The sequence below is a fragment of the Marinomonas sp. PE14-40 genome (genome assembly GCF_051623805.1).
Classification (GTDB): domain Bacteria; phylum Pseudomonadota; class Gammaproteobacteria; order Pseudomonadales; family Marinomonadaceae; genus Marinomonas.
On the sequence record NZ_CP130700.1, the window covers coordinates 904,254 to 924,315 of the forward strand.

At 36.2% G+C, this 20,062-nt stretch carries 18 protein-coding genes; 6 read left to right on the forward strand and 12 right to left on the reverse strand.

Features of this window, described 5'->3' with window-relative positions:
- Positions 1-306 precede the first annotated feature (306 nt).
- A complete protein-coding gene (locus Q0A08_RS04170) occupies positions 307-1,782 on the forward strand; it encodes an HD domain-containing phosphohydrolase (protein WP_438465088.1) in 1,476 nt (491 codons plus the stop codon).
- A gap of 605 nt (positions 1,783-2,387) precedes the next feature.
- On the forward strand, positions 2,388-4,373 hold the full coding sequence (locus Q0A08_RS04175) for a methyl-accepting chemotaxis protein (protein WP_438465090.1): 1,986 nt from the start codon (positions 2,388-2,390) through the stop codon (positions 4,371-4,373).
- A gap of 219 nt (positions 4,374-4,592) precedes the next feature.
- Here Q0A08_RS04175 and Q0A08_RS04180 read toward each other — a convergent pair whose 3' ends face one another.
- From Q0A08_RS04180 to Q0A08_RS04195, 4 genes are all read right to left on the reverse strand, one after another.
- Positions 4,593-4,949 carry a DUF5329 family protein gene (locus Q0A08_RS04180; RefSeq protein ID WP_438465092.1) on the reverse strand — a complete coding sequence of 119 codons (357 nt, stop codon included), beginning with the start codon at positions 4,947-4,949 and terminating at the stop codon, positions 4,593-4,595.
- A gap of 36 nt (positions 4,950-4,985) precedes the next feature.
- Positions 4,986-5,195 (reverse strand): hypothetical protein, encoded by a 210-nt coding sequence (locus tag Q0A08_RS04185; protein ID WP_438465094.1) that lies wholly within the window; start codon positions 5,193-5,195, stop codon positions 4,986-4,988.
- A 149-nt stretch (positions 5,196-5,344) separates the two neighbouring features.
- A complete protein-coding gene (locus Q0A08_RS04190; RefSeq protein ID WP_438465096.1) occupies positions 5,345-6,454 on the reverse strand; it encodes a hypothetical protein in 1,110 nt (369 codons plus the stop codon).
- A gap of 169 nt (positions 6,455-6,623) precedes the next feature.
- Positions 6,624-7,355, reverse strand: coding sequence for a helix-turn-helix transcriptional regulator (locus Q0A08_RS04195; protein ID WP_438465097.1), 732 nt, complete (start codon positions 7,353-7,355; stop codon positions 6,624-6,626).
- Between the two features lie 105 nt (positions 7,356-7,460).
- Here Q0A08_RS04195 and Q0A08_RS04200 point away from each other — a divergent pair, with 105 nt between their 5' ends.
- From Q0A08_RS04200 to Q0A08_RS04215, 4 genes are all read left to right on the forward strand, one after another.
- Positions 7,461-7,784 carry a hypothetical protein gene (locus Q0A08_RS04200; RefSeq protein WP_438465098.1) on the forward strand — a complete coding sequence of 108 codons (324 nt, stop codon included), beginning with the start codon at positions 7,461-7,463 and terminating at the stop codon, positions 7,782-7,784.
- A gap of 75 nt (positions 7,785-7,859) precedes the next feature.
- Positions 7,860-9,056 carry a DNA alkylation repair protein gene (locus Q0A08_RS04205; protein WP_438465100.1) on the forward strand — a complete coding sequence of 399 codons (1,197 nt, stop codon included), beginning with the start codon at positions 7,860-7,862 and terminating at the stop codon, positions 9,054-9,056.
- Positions 9,057-9,185: 129 nt separating this feature from the next.
- Positions 9,186-9,902, forward strand: coding sequence for an AraC family transcriptional regulator (locus tag Q0A08_RS04210; protein WP_438465101.1), 717 nt, complete (start codon positions 9,186-9,188; stop codon positions 9,900-9,902).
- Between the two features lie 84 nt (positions 9,903-9,986).
- The gene (locus Q0A08_RS04215; protein WP_438465103.1) at positions 9,987-10,940 is read left to right on the forward strand and encodes a DMT family transporter; all 954 of its coding nucleotides are present in this window, start codon (positions 9,987-9,989) and stop codon (positions 10,938-10,940) included.
- A gap of 65 nt (positions 10,941-11,005) precedes the next feature.
- Here the strand turns inward: Q0A08_RS04215 and Q0A08_RS04220 are convergent, their stop codons facing one another.
- From Q0A08_RS04220 to Q0A08_RS04255, 8 genes are all read right to left on the reverse strand, one after another.
- On the reverse strand, positions 11,006-12,394 hold the full coding sequence (locus Q0A08_RS04220; RefSeq protein WP_438465105.1) for a hypothetical protein: 1,389 nt from the start codon (positions 12,392-12,394) through the stop codon (positions 11,006-11,008).
- Positions 12,395-12,699: 305 nt separating this feature from the next.
- Positions 12,700-13,071, reverse strand: a complete 372-nt coding sequence (locus tag Q0A08_RS04225) for a VOC family protein (protein ID WP_438465107.1) — start codon at positions 13,069-13,071, stop codon at positions 12,700-12,702.
- A gap of 497 nt (positions 13,072-13,568) precedes the next feature.
- Complete coding sequence (locus Q0A08_RS04230; RefSeq protein WP_438465108.1) at positions 13,569-15,452, reverse strand: methyl-accepting chemotaxis protein; 1,884 nt, start codon at positions 15,450-15,452, stop codon at positions 13,569-13,571.
- A 379-nt stretch (positions 15,453-15,831) separates the two neighbouring features.
- Complete coding sequence (locus Q0A08_RS04235) at positions 15,832-17,103, reverse strand: O-acetylhomoserine aminocarboxypropyltransferase/cysteine synthase family protein (protein ID WP_438465110.1); 1,272 nt, start codon at positions 17,101-17,103, stop codon at positions 15,832-15,834.
- Between the two features lie 292 nt (positions 17,104-17,395).
- Positions 17,396-17,674 (reverse strand): hypothetical protein, encoded by a 279-nt coding sequence (locus tag Q0A08_RS04240; RefSeq protein ID WP_438465111.1) that lies wholly within the window; start codon positions 17,672-17,674, stop codon positions 17,396-17,398.
- A 792-nt stretch (positions 17,675-18,466) separates the two neighbouring features.
- Positions 18,467-18,748, reverse strand: coding sequence for a hypothetical protein (locus tag Q0A08_RS04245; RefSeq protein ID WP_438465112.1), 282 nt, complete (start codon positions 18,746-18,748; stop codon positions 18,467-18,469).
- Between the two features lie 62 nt (positions 18,749-18,810).
- Positions 18,811-19,290 carry an ankyrin repeat domain-containing protein gene (locus Q0A08_RS04250; protein ID WP_438465113.1) on the reverse strand — a complete coding sequence of 160 codons (480 nt, stop codon included), beginning with the start codon at positions 19,288-19,290 and terminating at the stop codon, positions 18,811-18,813.
- A 105-nt stretch (positions 19,291-19,395) separates the two neighbouring features.
- Positions 19,396-19,686, reverse strand: a complete 291-nt coding sequence (locus Q0A08_RS04255; protein WP_438467602.1) for a DUF3144 domain-containing protein — start codon at positions 19,684-19,686, stop codon at positions 19,396-19,398.
- Positions 19,687-20,062: the final 376 nt, after the last annotated feature.

Here is a 20,062-nt window from a genome sequence, read left to right on the forward strand (position 1 = left end):
CTAACTATAGAAGGCTTCTATTATTTGTAGAAATAGACATGGTGACATTAACAAAGAATATAACTGATCAATAAGTACACAAAAACTCACCAAAAGTAGAATTACCATTCAGTTTGTAAATTTTTTATATCCTCAGAGGGAACCTAGAGATAGAATTCGAGGTCTTTACAGAATAGCTAATTTAATTTTTGTTATAATTTCGATATGAAGAAGCAGGCATGTAACCACGCATATAAGTATTTTCCATACTAAAACAGTCTTTAATTATCGATCTTATTTCTTGTAAAACTAAACACGGACTCTTATATGAGCTCATCTAAAGTTAACACATATTACAACCCATCTTTAACACTTAAGCTTTATGTTATAGCAGGCATTATTTTTGGTTTGTACGGCAGTCGTGTTTGCCCGTTTTTAGAGAGTTTATCTGCATTAGAGATATTCACCCAAGTCAGCTTCATTTTTTCTACCCTTTTCTTGACGCGTAATTTTTTATTAAAAGAGCATACTCTTGTCAAAGAAACACGATTAGCAAAACTAGACAGCAGCCTCTTCTTCATAGCAAGCATTCCTGTCGCACTTTATTACAACCTTAGTTATAGCTTCCCATTAGATAGTAATTTGAAAGTACTATTTGGCATGACGCTATTTGGCTTTTTTACCGGCACAATACTGCAGCTTTCAAGCAAACTATTACAGATGGACGAGATGGATAAATCAGGAAAATTTGATTTCAATCTGGTGGGTCAGCGAAGCTCTCTTGTTAAGCAAATGATTTGGATCGTGGTGCTTCTTCTTACTACCCTTTCTTTCATGCTAACCATGGTTGCTGTTAAGGATGTTTTTTGGTTAGAACAAAACCCAGGTAGAGTATTAGATGGCAGTGGTAAAATAAGCGTTATCAAAGAGTTTATCTTTTTGTCTGCTGTACTTGCAGGTTATGCGATTAGCATCATGTTACTTTGGAGTAAGCTTATAAAACGTATTCTCTTAACCCAAGAGTATTCGTTAGAACAAGTCACTCAAGGCAATATTGATGTCAGATTACCGATATTCTCACATGATGAACTAGGCTCTATGGCGTCACTCACAAATAGCATGCTTGATAGCCTTCAATCCGCTCAATCAGAAGTAAAAACAACCCGTGATGTCGCTATTGTGAGTTTGTCTGCCTTGGCTGAATCCAGAGATAATGAAACAGGCGCGCACATAATTAGAACGCAGGAATACGTCAAAGTATTAGCAGAGCATTTAAGCCTAACGGATAAATATGCATCTTCTCTTACTGCAAACTATATAGAATTGCTTTATAAGTCGGCACCCTTACATGATGTTGGCAAGGTGGGGATTCCTGACAATGTTTTATTAAAGCCAGGCAAACTAACTGATGAAGAGTTTGAAATCATGAAGACTCATCCACAAATTGGCGCAGAAGCGCTTTCAACAGCTGAAAAACAACTTGGAAGCAGCTCTTTTTTGCGTGTTGCTAAAGAAATTTCTTTAACACACCATGAAAAATGGAATGGTGCAGGTTACCCAAACCAACTTGCTGGAGAAGATATTCCTTTATCAGGGCGCTTAATGGCACTGGCAGATGTTTATGATGCGCTAATTTCTAAACGCGTTTACAAACCTGCATTTAGTCATGATAAAGCAAAAAGTATTATTCTTGAGGGTGATGGAACCCATTTTGATCCAGACGTAGTTAAAGCATTTCTTGCAGTAGAGGATCAATTTGTTAGGATCGCGGCGGTTTATCAAGATGGTAAAGACTCTCACTAAAGTAAGTAAATAGTCCCTATTTAATGACTTAAGGATCCTGTGATTAAGCCACCTCTTCTCAGTCTTATTAGATAAAGTATCAAGCAAGGCGACACTTTGATGTGATGTAAGTACCTTTATGAAAAGAGACAACGCAGAGTGTTATTTTTCTGAAATGTCGCCTAGGCATTACTCAAAGACCCGAAGAGCGTGGTCTAAAAGCCCTATCTTTACGTTAAGTACCTTATTAATAGAATGATTATTAAGTTGCGTCTCTTGCCATAAATCTAGGCGTTTTTATCCAGACGCTTAGGCGGGAGGACTTATTCGTAGGCTCCTCAATTTACACTTCTTTACTCCCATGCTCTAAATACTATTCTTTATAGTTTTAACCACTCACTTTTAAACTACTCACCAATATTGTCATAACGTTTCAACACTAAAACTTGACGTATCTTCGATTTCACATAATGCTTTTTATTCAATTTATTGATATCAATCAGTAAAACCTAATTACAATTTTTAACTAGATAGCGGTAAATCTTATATGGAATAAACAGTGTCTACCTATCTAAACTGCTATTATTAGATTCATTTTTATTTATATGACTTATCTGCGAGGGATTATGCACTTACTCAACAACTTATCTTTTAAAAAGAAATTAATTCTTCTTGTAATTTTCCCTCTACTAGCCAGTTTATACTTCAGCTACTCAAAGATTAGTTTACTTGTAGAGTCTCAAACTCAATTATCAAATATTGAACAACTATTGAACTTAACGGTTGCTAACAATGCTTTAGTTCATGAGCTTCAAAAAGAAAGAGGGGCAAGTGCTGTATTTCTTGGCAGTAATGGCACTAAATTCAAATCAGAGTTACAAGCGCAGCGTAAGTTAACAGACAAAGCTAAAAAGAATTTTGATACTTATCTTGAAAATTTTCATACAGATAATTCAAAAGTAAATAAGATAGTCTCTGGTATTAAAAATAAACTATCTCAACTAAATAATATCCGAAGTAGAGCTGATAGCTTATCAATAAAGTTGGGAGAAGCGATTGGTTATTACACGTCACAAAACAAGGTAATGATTAGTTTAAACAGCTTATTGTCGACTTTAAGTCCTAGAGAAACGGTTACTAATTTTATCGCTTATTACAATTTTCTTGAGGCTAAAGAGCGTGCGGGTATTGAGCGAGCAGTTGTAAGTAGTGGTTTCGTGCAAGATAAGTTTTCGCCTGCTGCTTTTCAAAAGTTCACAACTTTAGTTGCATTGCAAAATACTTATTTAGAGCAGTTTGAAGTGAAAGCGTCACCTGAAGCGGTGTCAGCGTTTAAAAATACTTTATCAGACTCAGGCGTTATTGCGGTAGAGAAGATGAGAAAGCACCTTAGTGATATTGGTCAACAAGGCCCGTTTAATACAGATGCTTCAGTCTGGTTTAAACATGCTACAACACGGATCAACCTTTTAAAGAGCATTGAAGATTTTCAAACAAAAGAAATTCAAGGAAAAGTAACATCATCTTTGAACACTGCCAATAATGATGTCATTGTAAAAATCATCATTGTACTGGCAGTTTTAATTCTCACTGCAATCATAATCACAAGCATTTTATCTAACTTATTAAAACAGCTTAAAGCGTTGTCTTGCACGGTTGAAAGTCTCAATAATGATTTTGATTTGACTGCTAAAACAGAAGTTTTTAGTAATGACGAGCTTGGTGTCGTTGCAAAAGGTTTAAATAAAGCACTTAGCACCTTCTCTAATGCTATTTCAGAAATTAAAAACAATAGCCTATCCTTATCCGCTTCTGCTCACCAATCAACTAATATTATCAATAGCAATGTAGATAGTTTGCAAGGTCAAAGACATGAGACATCTCAAGTTGCTAGCGCTGTTGAGGAAATGTCAGCGACTACCCTAGAGGTATCCCGAAATACAGATGAAGCAATGAATTCAACACATGAAGTAAATAACAAAACCGTTGAGAGTCAAAAAATTGTTAGTGGTGCACTTAAAACCATTAATGATCTTGTGACAGAAGTCACGGAAGTGGAAACACTTATATCCGGCCTACACTCAACAGCCTCAAATATTACTCAGGTTATTGATGTAATTAAAGGCATTGCAGAACAAACTAATTTACTTGCATTAAATGCAGCAATTGAGGCTGCACGAGCGGGAGAACAAGGCCGTGGCTTTGCCGTCGTAGCAGATGAGGTTAGAACATTAGCACAACGTACTCAGGACTCTACAATCGAGATAGAAGATATTATTAATAAGCTTCAAGGTGAAACCAATACTGCAAATAATAAAGTATCGGCTACACAAAAGCGTGCTTCAGATAGTATTGAAGGTGCGCAACAGATTGAATTAGCACTAGAAAGCATAGTGACATCCGTTTCGAGTGTGAGCTTGATGATTGAACAAATAGCATCAACCGCTGGCGAACAGGTTAAAGTGACCGAAGAAATTAACCATAAGATCAGTGACATCGATGTTAAGTCTGAAAGTGTCACCTCAGGTGCACAAGAAGTATCTAATGTTGCAAATGAACAAGCTAACATTGCAGACAACTTAAATAAACTTGCCTCAAAATTCATTGCATAACATGGCTAGATTAGCCAATAACCATGTAATCAACCGAGCTTGATTACATGGTTTCTAGGCAAATTTATTTACGAATTAAGCATTGAGATAGTCTTTCTAAGCGTTATCAACAAACCTCACAAAAACAGCCCACAGTCTTTGAAAGAAATACACACAGAATCTGTGGACTGTTTTGAGATATTCAACGCTACACAAGCAACAGAAAACGAGATGATGAAACTAATTTTTTGATGCTCGATATGCTTTTAGTTCAGCATTTAACCAATCCTCACTCTTCACCGTTGTTTGTGAAGAACAATGAACTTTATAGTACTTACCCGAAAAGCTACTCTTGATTGCGGCATACTTTATAAAGTCTTCCGCGGTACTAATTTCATCTTGAAAATAATCATATTTTTTCTTGATATGAGCGACTGCTTCACTGCCTTTGTGCCGTGTGCCGTTCCTTTCATACTGACAATCCGTTGTAGCAACATATTGAATCAAATGATTTATTTCATCCTTAGGAGCCGCTACAGCCTTGATTGTGATTAATAATATTACAGGTAGTAATAACGATTTTTTAATTACTGACAAAATCAGCTCCATTGAATATAGATTAAAATTGGCTTGTTAATATGCCATTTTCTTAGCCATATCTAAGATACGACGAGATAAGTATTTAGCACTATTCAAATCAATATCATCTAGGGAAAATGCGATTAAGTCATCGTCCAGCAAGGTTTTCACTTCTACCAATGAATTCTGATGACCTATTGCGGCACTAACAAGCAGTCCAGTAACATCAGTGTTCGTAAAGTACACTATGTCAATTCGTATCATTTCGACGCCATAAACAGCGTAGATATCTTGATCCTAATTGGCTTTTATAGAAATTCCTACACTGAGCTCGCTGTTTAGGCTTAAATTATGCTGATTGTGATTTCTTTTCACATTTCCTAAAAACTTTAGAAACAATTTGAATCACTTTATTAGGGAGTTGATAAGTTAACAGTAAAGCGCATGAGAAAATGTTTCAGAATATAGCTCATGTCGTAACCTTGAATATAATGATGGAATTTGAAATCTTTTAACGCTTCTTCGAACTTGCGGTAATCTTCTAACGTATGTAAACCCACAGGAGACGCCCCGCCATCGCTCATCCCTTTTTTATGCGACCAAACACGATTAATGACGATAGGATTAATATCCATCTCTTCTTGGAAATGTAATGTGTAATTGTACTCATGAGAACCGTTATTGTTACAAGGCCAGGTTTTCTCTAACGCAATTTCTAGGATGGGAGTACGATTATCGTAAGATGCATATAAAACCCATCTTGATACTTTGTGATAAAAGCTCTCATCTTTTAATAATTTTGTTCTGATACTCTCTTTATCCGTATTTGCAGTTGCACTCGCTTCTGTATTAAAAATTTTAAACAGTGAAAATCCAGTGCTTATCTTGCCTTCGGCACCAAGGTGAATGCGGGTTTTATTTTCCTCTGAATCTTCACATCCCCATTGTATTGACTCTGTTGATCGCTCTGGCCAAAAAGGAAAACGCGGCTTTTGCTCTAAATTTTGAATCAAATTAAAATGGTAATTAAAGATTTTTTCACTGTATACCTGATTGTCATGAGCAACATAATAAGCATTGTCTCTAAAACTGTAATATGGAGATGGATAGATAATTTTATATTCGTCCTCATAGGTTCGAGGGTTTTCAACTATTTCTAATTTAAATACATCTCTTGGACTAAAACTTAACTCACCTAACTTAAGAGGCCTTCTCAAATAGGCTAATGGCTTACTAATATCGTCATATAGGGTTAAGTCACGGCTTTTCATCTCACCCATGATGCCACCTTGAGTTATGACACGTGAACGCCCTTTGTATCTATCAAAATAATCAACTTCGACTTTCTTTAATATGCTTCCTGGCTCGATGAATGCCCTGATATGAGGGGTTTTAGGAACATAAAGAATATGGCTTCTATTAACAACCAACTGATCATCAGGCTCTACATTATTAGCAAAAGCATCTTGAGAAATTAGAGCAAGACAAAACATGAAAGGGTACTGATTAAACTTAGTCATCATCTTGTACATTCCTTGTCATCATATAACAGTCATGGAATGAGAGCTTATCAACTAGCTCTCATTCATATTTATTTCTTCATAAGTAATAAAATGCGTGAAAGCAGAAAATGAGTCAAATTTGTTTAATAAATAATCAGTCAGCAAGGCGTTGCTTTCAAGCAAACATGCCTTAAATTGCATCAACACCTTCAAGACAAAACTCAAAGTGAGAAATAGGTAAAAGTTTAAACTCATCTTCCATTAAGCTCAGCTTTTGAATCCTATCGCATCTTAAGGTTCTAACATCTTGTCTTAATTCGTCCCAAACAAGCACATACCAAACTGGAAAATTTAATAATAAATAATGTGGCTGAATCGTTCGTTTTGTTAGTTTTCCGGCTTGGTCCTGATATTCAATCTCACAAGCAGTTTGCATTAAAAAAGCTTGGTGTAATTGTTCGACTAAATGAACTTCATTGGTGACCAGAGTTGCCAGAACCATAGACGATACACCCTGTCCTATCCTGATTCTTTCTTTTAACCCTGTTACTTTATGCTTCATATCCGCAGAAAAGGATGCCATCAATTTATGCCGGATAGACTTTAAACTTGCCATAAAGATGGGCGATTGCATTTGCTCTGCGATAGCCAGGCTGATCATCAAGTCTACCGCTTCGGTATAAGTAAGCTTTATTCGACCAACTGACCAATTCTGCTGTAATCGAATACCACCTCCTCTCCCTCTATCTGCATCAATTGGTAAACCTTGATCACGTAAAATTTGAATATCTCGACTAATGGTTCTAGCACTAACATTAAATTCTTCTGCAATCAGAGCAACCGTCATAGCATCACCTGAATTTATTCTGGCTTTTAAAATATCCAAGCGTTGCAGTCGTTCTAAAGTGTTTGATCTTTTCATAAAACAAATATGACATTAAATGTCTTATTTGTCGATAAACTGAATTTGCTCTCTTAATTCGCGAATGAGATGACACACTAACCCATGTTTAAAAAGGAAAATATCATGTCAAATCCAGTGACAATACTCGCGCCAATCAAACTTGCCCCAGGGGTAACTGAAACAGACTTGTTAGCCGCATCAGAAACCTTTCAAAAAGAATTTGTCGATCAAGAAGCGTGCATTTTGAGAAGAGAGCTCGTTAAAAAAAGCGATACTGAATACCTTGATATAGTACAGTTCACTGATGAGAAAAGTTTCTACGAGATAATGAAAAAAGAGCAAAATCATCCTGTTTGCCAAGCTTTTTTTGCTTTAATGTCATTCACTGAAGAAGAACTTGCTTCACCAATGCCTATCTATCAATCTCTATCGAGTCATTCAGCCTAGTAAGATTTGATAAATGCGGAGTATTTTTATGCTCCGCATTAACCTTAATTTATTAACTTATATAAAGAGTCGTTAATGGACGCATTCAAAAACAAACTATCTATGTCTTTAGTAAAAATCATAGCCTTTCATTTAGCTAAACAATTCGATTTGTTAATTTTAAGTAACACTGAAAATGATGATTCAGAATGCCTCTCACCTTTTAATGAAGACAAGTTTTGTCAAAGGGTTTCCAATAAACTTGAGGCACTAGAACTAAAACAAAGAGCTGAATTTATTTCAGATGAAATTCATCAATTGCTACCAAGTGATTTAACATTAAGATATCAAATCATAAGAGGTATGTTACATACTCGCCCACACGCTAACTTAAAAGTATCTCAACAAAGTGATGAAAATGGCTTATGCGGTTGGGCAATGATGTGTATAGGCCCTATTGTCGCCAAACATGGACTGGCTGATTTTGAAAAAAGTCTTTGTTTATTAAAAGATATGACAGCATATTTTAGCTGCGAATTTGATGTTCGCCCTTTCATTATCAAAGATCAGATTAAAGCTCTCTCTATCATGTCTGATTGGGTTAATCATCCGGATTATCATGTACGTAGATTATTAAGTGAAGGCACCAGACCTAAGCTACCTTGGGCAATGCAAATACCTGAACTTATTATAGACCCTTCACCTATGATTCCTCTTTTATCAGCTCTTAAAGATGACAAAGAAGAATATGTAAGACGCTCTGTTGCGAATCACTTGAATGATATCGCCAAAGATCATCCTGAACTTGTAGCGGATATCGCTCACGAATGGATAAACGAAGGTGGAGTAACTGAAAATACGCAAAAGAACAGAGAAAAATTAGTAAAACATGCCTGCCGTACCTTAATTAAACAAGGCCATACAAGAGCCTTAGAAGCGTTTGGCATTCATAAACCAAATGTCCATTTAGCAGATCTTGTCATATTAAATAAACACCTTAAAATTGGAGATAGTCTTAACTTTGAAATTACGCTTAGCTCTCTTTCAAGCAAACCTCAAAAACTCATTATTGATTATTTAATTCATCACAAAAAAGCTAATGGTCAATTAACCCCTAAGGTATTTAAGTGGAAAAGTATCACTCTTGCTAGCAATCAATTACAAACCTTTGATAAAGCCCACTCTTTTAAGGTCATCACAACAAGGAAGTACCATGTGGGGGAACATGCAATTTCTATCAGAATTAATGGTGACGATTATGGTTACCAAGAGTTTGAGCTTTTAGCCAATTGAATAGAATGTAAAGAGCTTAATAAAAAGGGCCCATTTACAGCAATATCTATGGAACCATTTAAACTTGCACCTTAGATTAAAACGTAGTTTCATCAAATCAAGATTTTATTGAGCATTATAGATCAAACTATGTTTCAAAATACGTTATCCATCAGACACTATAGCCCAACATTAAAACAACATAGCCATGATTATCATCAACTGGTTTTTCCTTTAAGAGGTTCGTTAGATATTAATACAAACCGGCATCAAGGTTTTGTAGAAATTGGGCAGTGTCTTATTATCAAAACAAATGAAATACATGGCTTTAAAGCGCATGAAAATGCCCGCTTTATTGTCGCAGATTTGCATAGTTTACCCCTACCCTTAATGGAAGCGACTTCTGCTGTTTTTACCATTTCTAAGCCTTTGTTAGCATTTCTAAACTTTGTTGATATCCAACTTGAGCATCAAGTAGATACCGAAATAGAAAAATCTAGCGTTTGCTTATTTGAAAACTTACTTGCCCAACAGGTTTGTCATAAAACTTATGATAAGCGTATCGAAAAAGTCATCCAGTTTATTAACCAAGACATCGCTTTAGAACATCACCTAGACGACCTTAGTAAAATCGCTTATTTAAGCCTGACCCAATTTAAAAAAGTATTTAAAGAAAATACTCAAATGACAGTGCAAGGCTATATCACAAGCCTTAGGATGGAAAAGGCCAAATCCCTACTCGTACATTCAGATATGCCAGTGCAACTTGTAGGTGAAAAGGTTGGCTATCAAAATGCTTCTGCTTTTAGCCGTAAATTTAAAGATTACTTCGGCCAATCGCCTAAAACCTTATCTAAAATTATCTGAACACCTCTTACGAGCTAAAAAGTACGTCCTTATCACGTTAAAAACCGTCTTTACAGCACATTTTAAATATCCTTTATCTATACCATGATGTCTTCAATTAAGAGAAAAGAAGTAAGGGTTATGGCGACATTATACGGTTTTATTGCAATCATTATGTGGGGAGTATTAGCGCTACTTGGTACTTTTACTAAAGAAATACCAGCATTCCAGTTACTATTCATGTGTTTTTTTATCTCAAGCTTAATATTTCTCCTCTACAAGGCAGTAACGAGAAATTATCGTATAGTCAAAACAGATTTAAGCTTAAGAGATTGGCTGGTGGGTATATTTGGACTTTATGGATTTCATTTTTGTTATTTTATAGCACTTAAATATGCTGAGCCATTAGAAGTTAGTTTGATCGCTTATTTATGGCCCCTATTGTTTGCAATTTTTGTCGCAACAAAAGATAAGCAATTACAAGCAATTGTTGGTGGTGTCATTGGCTTTGTAGGTATTAGTTTCATACTTTCACCATCAAAAATGTTCAGCTTTAATTGGGATGATATAGCGGGTTATCTTTTAGCATTCTGTTGTGCTTTGATTTGGTCCTCTTACTCTTGGTATTTTTCAAACCGGGCCATGAAGAAACACAGAATAAATAATCAAAAAGAGTCACTCTCACAAAGTATTCATGAAATTGGATATTTCTCTATTTTTGTATGTATTCTATCTCTTGCTTCACACTTTATTTTAGAGACAAGCCAATGGCAATTTAACTCAGAGCAAATATTGGGTACCTTGTTTTTAGGTTTAGGACCTGTTGGCGGCGCATTTTACCTATGGCAGCTATCCCTTAAGTCAGGTAATCAATTACTCTTATCGTCTTTAAGCTACTGCTCTCCATTGTTCACAGCGATGATCCTCTCTGCACTGGGCTTAAGTAGCTGGACCATTAATATTATTATTGCTGTTGTAATGATTCTGATAGGTGCCTGCATATCTAACTTTAGTGGTTTTATACTGGCAAAAATAAAAGATAAAAAGGTTTTAAATTAATAATCTAGTGGTCATTAAATTAACCTCGCTTAATCAAAATAAGCGAGGTTAGCTTCAAGCTAGAATTAAAAGTCTGTACTGTCATTAATAAGGTTCAGATACTCACCTAGCTTGTGACAAACATTCGCGACTTGATTCTGACACAGTGTATTCATCATATCATCAGCTTCACCAATGTCAGCCACCCACACACCCGCTTGTTTTTGATAATTAAGCCAAATAGCTTCATCAGTCGCATTGAATTTATTACGATAACTGATTAGAGAGTTTAGCTCTCTTTTATTTCTCGGTGTCGCAAAATAATATTCATTATTACTAGCACTTAAACAGGCATTTTCAGCTTTTTCAAAGCTCACCATATCAGGACCTACTATCCAACTAGATTCGGCTCGATCACCCTCTTCATCGACTAACTTACGACAAGCAGGCCTAAGCAGGTGCAGTGTTTGCTCCGTTTGAAACTTATCTGTTTCACTAGATAAAACAACAGCTGTCCCATCTATGACAGTGCTTAATGGCTCATACTTGTCCCAACTCCAGACTAGGTCATTCGCAGCAATAGGATATTCACCCTTTTTCTTCCATTGAGAACCCGTCGCACCATAACCATATGTTTCGATTATGTTTATACCTTCATCCATATAATTTGAAATATTACTTGGCAACATATTTGGATTAACATCTCCAGCTTTTGTAGCACCATCTTTTACTCGAATCACTAAGGACTTATCTTTAACGATAATATCGGATTCATCTTTCGCGTTTTCAACATCACCTAAAGAAAAAATACGATCACTGGTTTTGCTATTTTCGTAACATTTATCAGTGTAAAGAATGATCCTTTTGCCTGTTGCAAGTACTTTTGACTTAGTGAGTTTTGAGGGTAGGTCTTTACAGCCATTGTCATTCAAATCAGGAAAACTTGAATCGCCCAAAGAACTAGGCATATAGTAGTATTCATCGTAATTATTAACTTTCTTGATGACTTTATTGATGTTTTCGTCTGCACTTGCCATCATCTCTAATTTTACAAGTACAACATTGTTTGGGTTCGCTTGCGTCCACTCAATAATATCTGATAAAGCATTCTCAAACTTACGGCTGCCTGTAAAGTTTTCGATGCAGGCCCCCCACATATCTAAATTATTATGACAAACACGAACCTCACTCCAAGTATAATGAACATCTAACACAAGCGATCTTATCCCTTCATCTAACTGTTCTTTTAAACCACGACTTTGATTTAGCACTAACCCATGGATATCGTCATCGTCATTATTCGAATTGGAGTTATGTGTGCCAGGCCAAGTAGTTTGGTTAAGGGGAGCATCATTATCTAAACTATTTTGTAAAGTAAGACTTCTAATACCCCACTCTTCCAGTGTTTCAGCCGATAATGAGACGCTAAATATACAGAAACTGAGGATGAATAAAGAGGTTAATCGCGAGACCATTGTACGTTCCTTGTTTTTATTCTTAATTCGATATTAATTCTTATCAATTTAATTTATATATAAACTGAACATACTATAATTTTGATTATTTCTTGGCCATTTCAATAATTAATCAAACGCTCTTTTTTGCATGGAGCAAACTCAATTTTTTGCTTTTCAAACTAAAATATCACTCCTAATATGCTTATAAGTTTCAATATATAGCACCACTAAAACCTGATTCTTAGACTTTTTAATAACTTGTCATTTATACCCTGATGATACTGAATCTAATCAAATTTCAGGGTTAATTAAGGCTTCAACCATTATTTATTCTGAGCAATCCGCCACATTACACCGCTAGGATCCAACATAATAAAATCTTGCATCCCCCACGGCTGCTCTGTAATTTCTGTAATGCTAGTTTGGTATTTTTCTTTAATACCAGAAGAGATTAAATGTTTATGCCAAGCACCTATATCTTCAACCAACAGATGCATAACAAGACTCTCAGCTAAAGTTTTTTCATAAAAATCTTGTAATAAAAAACTTGCCCCTCCATCCCCAAGATGGAAAAAAGAGACGCCATGGGTATCAGAAGCTTGAGTAAAACCAACATCTGCATAAAAGGCTTTAGATTCTGAATATCTTTTTGCAGGAACAAAGGTTTTTAGTTCAATTACGTTTAAATTTGCCATGTATGAACCTTATTTAAGTTGATAATCAGTGTGTTTGAATCTGCTTTTTAGTCATATAAAGTTCAAATAATGACAATATTTGTTTAATTCATGACGAAGCAAGATTTGTAATTTTGAATACGAGTAAAGAGAGATTAACACGAATGAGAATGATTATTAAATATAAACCATACAATATGCTGACACTTTTTCGTTATTGATAGACGGCATTTCAGGCAGGCATAAAAAAAGGCACCTAAACAGGTGCCTAAAAAGTAAATCAACCAAATCAACATATAAACAATTTAAACCTAATTAGGGCATGCCTAATTAACTCCACTGCATCCATCAAACATTTATCTTCCATACTCATTGAGCTTTCCATGCAACTCACAGGCGAGCTGTCTAAATGTTTGACCGTACAAAGACAATTAATTTGTACATGATTAGATTAAACATTATGGCTAATCTTTAGTATTACCTAATATTACAACGAGTTAGGTATAACTGAACCTGATTTAAACGGTAAACACTTCCGCTTGCTCAGCCAAATAACTTACTTTACCACTGATATTACGTGCATTATCTTCAATACGATTGATTGCACCAGTATCATTTTTTAACTGAGTCGCTATTTGCTCCATGTCTTGGCTCATCGTTGTAGTTGTTTGAGCAACTTGTTCAATAGACGCCGCCATTTCAATACTCGCACTTGAACCTTTATGTGCACTTGTTTCGATATCATGCATGGCTATTTCAGCTTGTTCACTGAACTTCTCTATAGCATCAAGGTTATCCTGACTGCTGGCCATTTTATCAATTGCAGCTTTTGTCGCTGTTTGTATGCTACCAACGATAGAAGATATTTGAGAAGTCGCATCCACAGTTTTACTAGCAAGAGAGCGGACTTCATCAGCAACAACAGAGAAACCACGGCCAGCATCCCCTGCCCTAGCGGCTTCAATTGCAGCATTAAGCGCTAGTAGGTTTGTTTGGCCAGCAAGTTCATTAATCATGCCGATAACACCATCAATATCAGCTGAAAGCTTGCCTAGCTCGTCAAGCTGTGCACTTGTCTCACCCACGATAGAAACAGTCTCACCCAAGTTACCCAAAACTTCTTTAATTGTTTTAGAGCCATTTTGTGCAGATTCATACGTCTGCTGCACTTGCTCTTTCATATCTTGTGTCACACTAAATACACTTGAAACACTTTGAGATATTTCTTCAGTAGCGGTTGCCAAGGTACTTGTTTGATTACTGATTGAACCATTGCTATCACTAATATGAGCAACAGCATTATCCAGCTCTTTAACCATAGCGTTAACGTCTTGGCTAGTTAAAACTACATTTGATATCACATGTCCAAGTCCATCTGTCATGCCATTTAGAGAGGTAGCTAGCTCATCAAATTCGTCATTTCGTTTTGTATTTATTCTGGCTCTTGCGGTTAAATCACCGGCCTGAACTTTTGCTAAATCAACACTTAGATGTTTAAGATTGGATTTAACACTCTTCACAATAGCAAGCAGAATAATAGAAGCAAAAGCAGCGATTACTAAGCTAGCGACAATCAAACTAAAACTAGCTGTCTGTGACTGCTCTGATGAGGATTTTTCAGCCTCTTTCACTTGCTCAGCAAGCATAATAGAGATCGTGTCTCTTTGTTCATCAAGTGCTTTTTTAGTCGTGATAAAGCGTTGGCTCAAACTCTCTAATTGAATATTCGCAGTGCCGTAATCTTTAACGGCTTGTAAGTATAATGGAGGCAGTTCACCAAACTTTTTTAATAAACCAAAGTTTTTTAAACGAGAGAAATAGTCATCATAGGATTTTATAAATATTTCTAGGTTTTCTGCAGATGAATCAAGCTGATAACTCACTGCTTTCTTATTCATCACATCAAATTTGGCTAGAACAAAACTAACTGACTTAATTTGACCGTGAATTTGCTCACTCAGAGTGGAAACACTGGCTTTTAATCCAGCTGTCTGACTAAAGCCTAACGCTTGTTTAGCCAATACGAGAGCTTTTAGTTCTTGGTAGTAATTTAGACTTAATACTTGGCCTTGGTTCAGCTGATCTATCATGGCATCAGAATACAGTGCTTGTGCCGTCTGACCACTGTCAAGATTTAGCGACATTTCCCGTTCTTGAATTAATGAGATAAAGCTTTGGGCAGAACTTTCATCAAGCATTTGTAATTGATCAGAAAGACGTATCATTCCAACATAATCATGCTCAGTCTTAAGTTGTAAATTTGAAAATATTTTTTGTTCAGCATTTGCTTCATTCAACATTTTCAAGCCGTCTAACGCAACCAGCGTTAATATAATAAAACCTGAAATAGCAGATACAAATAAGGTAATTAACTTTAGTTTGAAACTCATATTTGCCAACATATAACCCCCTTTTAATTTTCGTAGACAAGGCCCAAACAGCTTTAGTCCAGCAGAAAGTTAGATTCTAAAGTGAACTTTATGGATTGGTTTAGCACTTTTAAAAATTCATTAAACTGATATAGCTCAACACACTTATACATCAAAGTTATGTCATTTAATAGATTACCCCGCATTAATTTTCAGGTAAGCCTATGTTTTAAATAATTTTTGATAATAAAAACATTAAACTTACCGCAGAGCAGGCCTAACTTCGATTATTTACCTTTCATTTTCTAATTTTGTTATATCAGTTTCTTATCCGAAAATCACATTATGATTAACCATTTGGCATAAAAAAACCTGCCGTAGCAGGTTTTTTTAACAAACGCTTTTTTACGCTTTAGCAAGCATTAAGCGCCTGCTCTACATCAGCAATAATATCTTTAATATTTTCGATACCTACAGAGATTCTAACAAGATCCTCACTCACACCAGCTTTCGCTAACTCATTAGCATCGAGTTGTCTGTGAGTTGTCGAAGCAGGATGGCAAGCAAGTGATTTAGCATCACCTATGTTTACTAACCTAAGAATCATGTCCAACGCATCGATAAATTTAGTACCAGACTCAATACCACCTTTAATACCAAAGCTTAAAATGCCAGACGCTTTACCTTGGCAAATTTTTTGGCAGGTCGCTTGATATGGGCTAGTTTCTAATGCGGCATAATTTACCCAATCCACTTTAGGGTGCTGTAAAAGGTATTGAGCAAGCTGCTCTGCATTCTCACAATGTCTTTCCATTCGAAGACACAGGGTTTCAAGACCTTGAAGTATTTGGAATGCATTCATTGGCGATATCGCTGCGCCGGTGTTACGTAGCGGTACAACACGGCAACGACCAATATAAGCCGCTTCAGCAAAGGCTTCGGTATAAACAACACCATGATATGAAGGATCTGGCTCGTTCATCACAGCAAAACGTTCTTTATTAGCAACCCAATCAAATTTACCTGAATCGACAATAATGCCACCAATTGAAGTGCCATGACCGCCGATATATTTAGTTAATGAGTGAACAACAATGTCTGCACCTAGCTCAAACGGTCGACATAAAACAGGGGTTGCCACCGTATTATCAACGATAAGAGGAATGCCATGTTTATGCGCTATTTCAGACAAACGAGTAATATCGATAATATTACCTGCCGGGTTACCAATAGATTCACAAAAAATTGCTTTTGTATTTTCATCTATTGCGGCTTCAAAGCCTTCGTAATCATCGCCATTCACCATACGTACATCAATACCTTGACGAGGGAAAGTGTGGGCAAATAGATTGTAAGTGCCACCGTAAAGCTGGCTAGTACTGACAATGTTTGAACCTACTTGGCAAATACACTGAATAGCATAAGTAATAGCAGCCATACCTGAAGCAACCGCTAATGCCCCTATCCCACCTTCCATTGCAGCAACTCTTTGCTCTAACACACTGGTCGTTGGGTTCATAATTCTTGTATAGATATTACCAGGCACAGCCAGATCAAATAGATCTGCCCCGTGTTGTGTATCATCAAAGGTATAAGATGTTGTTTGATAAATAGGGACTGCAGCAGATTTAGTAGTCGCTTCAGATTCATAACCATGGTGTAGCGCAATAGATTCCAGTTTCATTTGTGCCTCAAGATTTCAGTTAGGTTAGTTTAAAAACAATCAGTTACTAAGTTGATTTCGAGACTATCATACTAAGGTAAAATGAGGGAATTCTTGAAGTTACATGGAAATATGATTTTTAAAGTTTACATTGCTCTAGATAAACTAAGCTGGACACTTAAACAGATTAAAATTGAAGGGAGTTTTAATACAAACCTCGAATCACTCAAAAGGAGACATTCATAAGTAATATAAGTCACTTCGAATAGCCAAATTAGGTTGTGTAAGCTCTGAGTTGTCTTATCGAGACTCTTTAAAACCGCAGTAATAGACTAATCACAGTTAATGCCCTCCTTCTTCCAATAGTCGTATTATACGTACTCCAGATTTCATGATCATCTAGAACAACTCTAATTCGCTTCATGCCACTGTCATGGTTCGAATGCCTCTCTTCAACACGGGCTAAATGAGCAGTTAGTTGAGAAACAGCTTTAGCCATTTCACTAGTGGCAGCGCGTAACTCTGAAAGCTGTTCTTTATTCTCTATACGTTGAGCTTCAAAAAGCTCTCGAAAGGAATTTAAATCACCCATATGGAATCCCAGAAACGAAAAAGCCCCACACGAATGCAGGGCTTAGAAATGAGAAAGGCCCGCAATCTGCGAGCCCTTTAAAGTAGGTTGCTGTAAACACAAAAATAACAGCGTGAACAAAATGTAACCCCTAACAACTAGGGTTTCAAGCTTCTCGCGCGTAAAACTTCAATTTTCTTTTCTACTGACAAAACGGCAATTAATACTCTATCCATATGATTATTAATGACTTTTAATACCTCGCACTAAAATCCGCGGGCGGTATACGGGCGGAAAATAGAGTGTGTTATTTGCATGTTTTTAGCGATAACTGTACCTAACATTTGTCTATTTAGAAGAAATTGAGTTTTCTTAAGGCAAAAAAACAGCCTATTGGCTGCTTTATTATCATGGGGTTAACGCTGCCAACACCGAAGCGGCGCTTTGTGCTGATTCCGAGTGCTTGGCCTTGTTATGTGTGTTTTTGCTAAGCTGTTTGAATAGACCATAAGTACCATAGAGCAAAGCTTATTAAACTAATAGGTAATGATTTCCATAGGGTGATTAGATTTTTAGTTATTGATAAATACACTAAAAATATTATATTAACGCCTAAGGCAAAAGGTGCAATCCAACTTAAATAGTATGGGCTAGGAAATAGAATTAAGAAAACAGATACCCACATTGAAATAACTATAAGTAATACAATACCAGGGACAAACCAAAAAAATTTAATTATATTCATAAGTTTGATTACACATAACGCTGCGCACAACCGTCGGAGTTAAATGCTTCTGGTTACAATACAACATGTTAGTTATTAAGTTCATATATATCATTAATTTCCGTTGGAGATAATTTTAGAAGAGCACCTTCAACGTCTTTGATAGAGTGTTTCTTACTAAAGTACATTGTATGAAATTCTCCATGTTCATTCTCTTTCTGAGTTTTATCTTCCCAATCCAAAATACACTGTTCAGTTACATAATCAGAGATAAAATCAAATAACTCGTAATCTTCCACACTAAGGGCTACAGCGCCGTATTCGTCATGGCCGATCTCTATATGTGGAAGAATCTTTTTCTTAAGCTCCATTTAACGCCAAAAGAAACGGCAGTTTACTGACCGCTTGCTTGCCTTGTTAGGTGATGATTTGGTTAACACGATAATGCCTCGTATAAATACTGACAATCCTTCTTTTTAGCATGATCAAGAGCAGTAAGGCCTGAATCATCTTTTGCGTTTATGTCAGCACCTTTGCCAAGCAGGTATTTCGCAAGCTCGATTTTGTCGGTTACCGGATAATTGTTATAAGGCACAAACATTAAAGGAGAAAATCCTGATTGTGTTATATGGTTAATATCTGCGTTATTTTCAATTAATAGGCAGGTGGTTTCCATTGTAGAGTGTTGTATGGAATTCGAAAGCGCAGTAAAGCCAGATTTGTCAGAAGCGTTGACGTTTGCCCCCCTTGAGATCAAGATTCTAATGCACTCTGTACGCCCATCGTGTGCTGCGGCCATCAACGGAGTGCAACCCAATTCGTTTTTTATATTCGGTTCTATACCAGAATCAAGCAGCTCTACTAATGCAGTTGCGTTGCCGCGCAATGCCGCATAGAAAATATCCTTAGTCATTATATTGGTTCACCTAACGCCTCATTAAAAGGAAATTTATAGTTGGCTATAATGTTGAGCGCAGTGAAAAAAGCCAACTATAAATTTTCCTGCTTTAATGCCTTGTTATGTTTCGCTTTCTTCTAACTGCATATATTGATTAAAGTTTTCAATATAATCATCAAGGTTTTCTTCAAGCATTTTTCGATATTCGGTTACGAAGTACTCTATAGTTTCTTCCTTACTACCAGCCATTTCTTCAGCGTTATTCCAACCACATGCACTTATCCATGCATTAAACCTTGATGCACTATACAAAAGAGATGAACTTGCTTTTCCGCGAGAGATTTCTTCATTAATATGCTTATTGGCTAACTCAATATGAGCATCAGCTCTTTCGTAAAATTCATTATCCATTTTCGACACAAAACCTCTTAGAAACATAACAGCTTAATAATGCGCACGCTCGATTTGCCCGATTTATCCACCGTGCTCAAAACGTCACATCTACTAAATTAATTTTAAGAAAGGCTACTTATTAACTGAAAACCTTCCTGGCTAAACGCGCATGCGCGTTATCTAGATTCCTAAACTTGCTTGTCGGGCACGATTATTTCCGTACTCTTCTCATAAGTAATTGATTCTACATATTTTAAAAATAGGCACAATGACAATTCGTACCACATCATTGATATTTATAATGCTAAAGCATGCCAAATTTACTAACAATTTAGTAATAAAAAAATAAACTGTATATGTAGCCAGCTTTATTAGAACTTTCCTATTCTTCTTA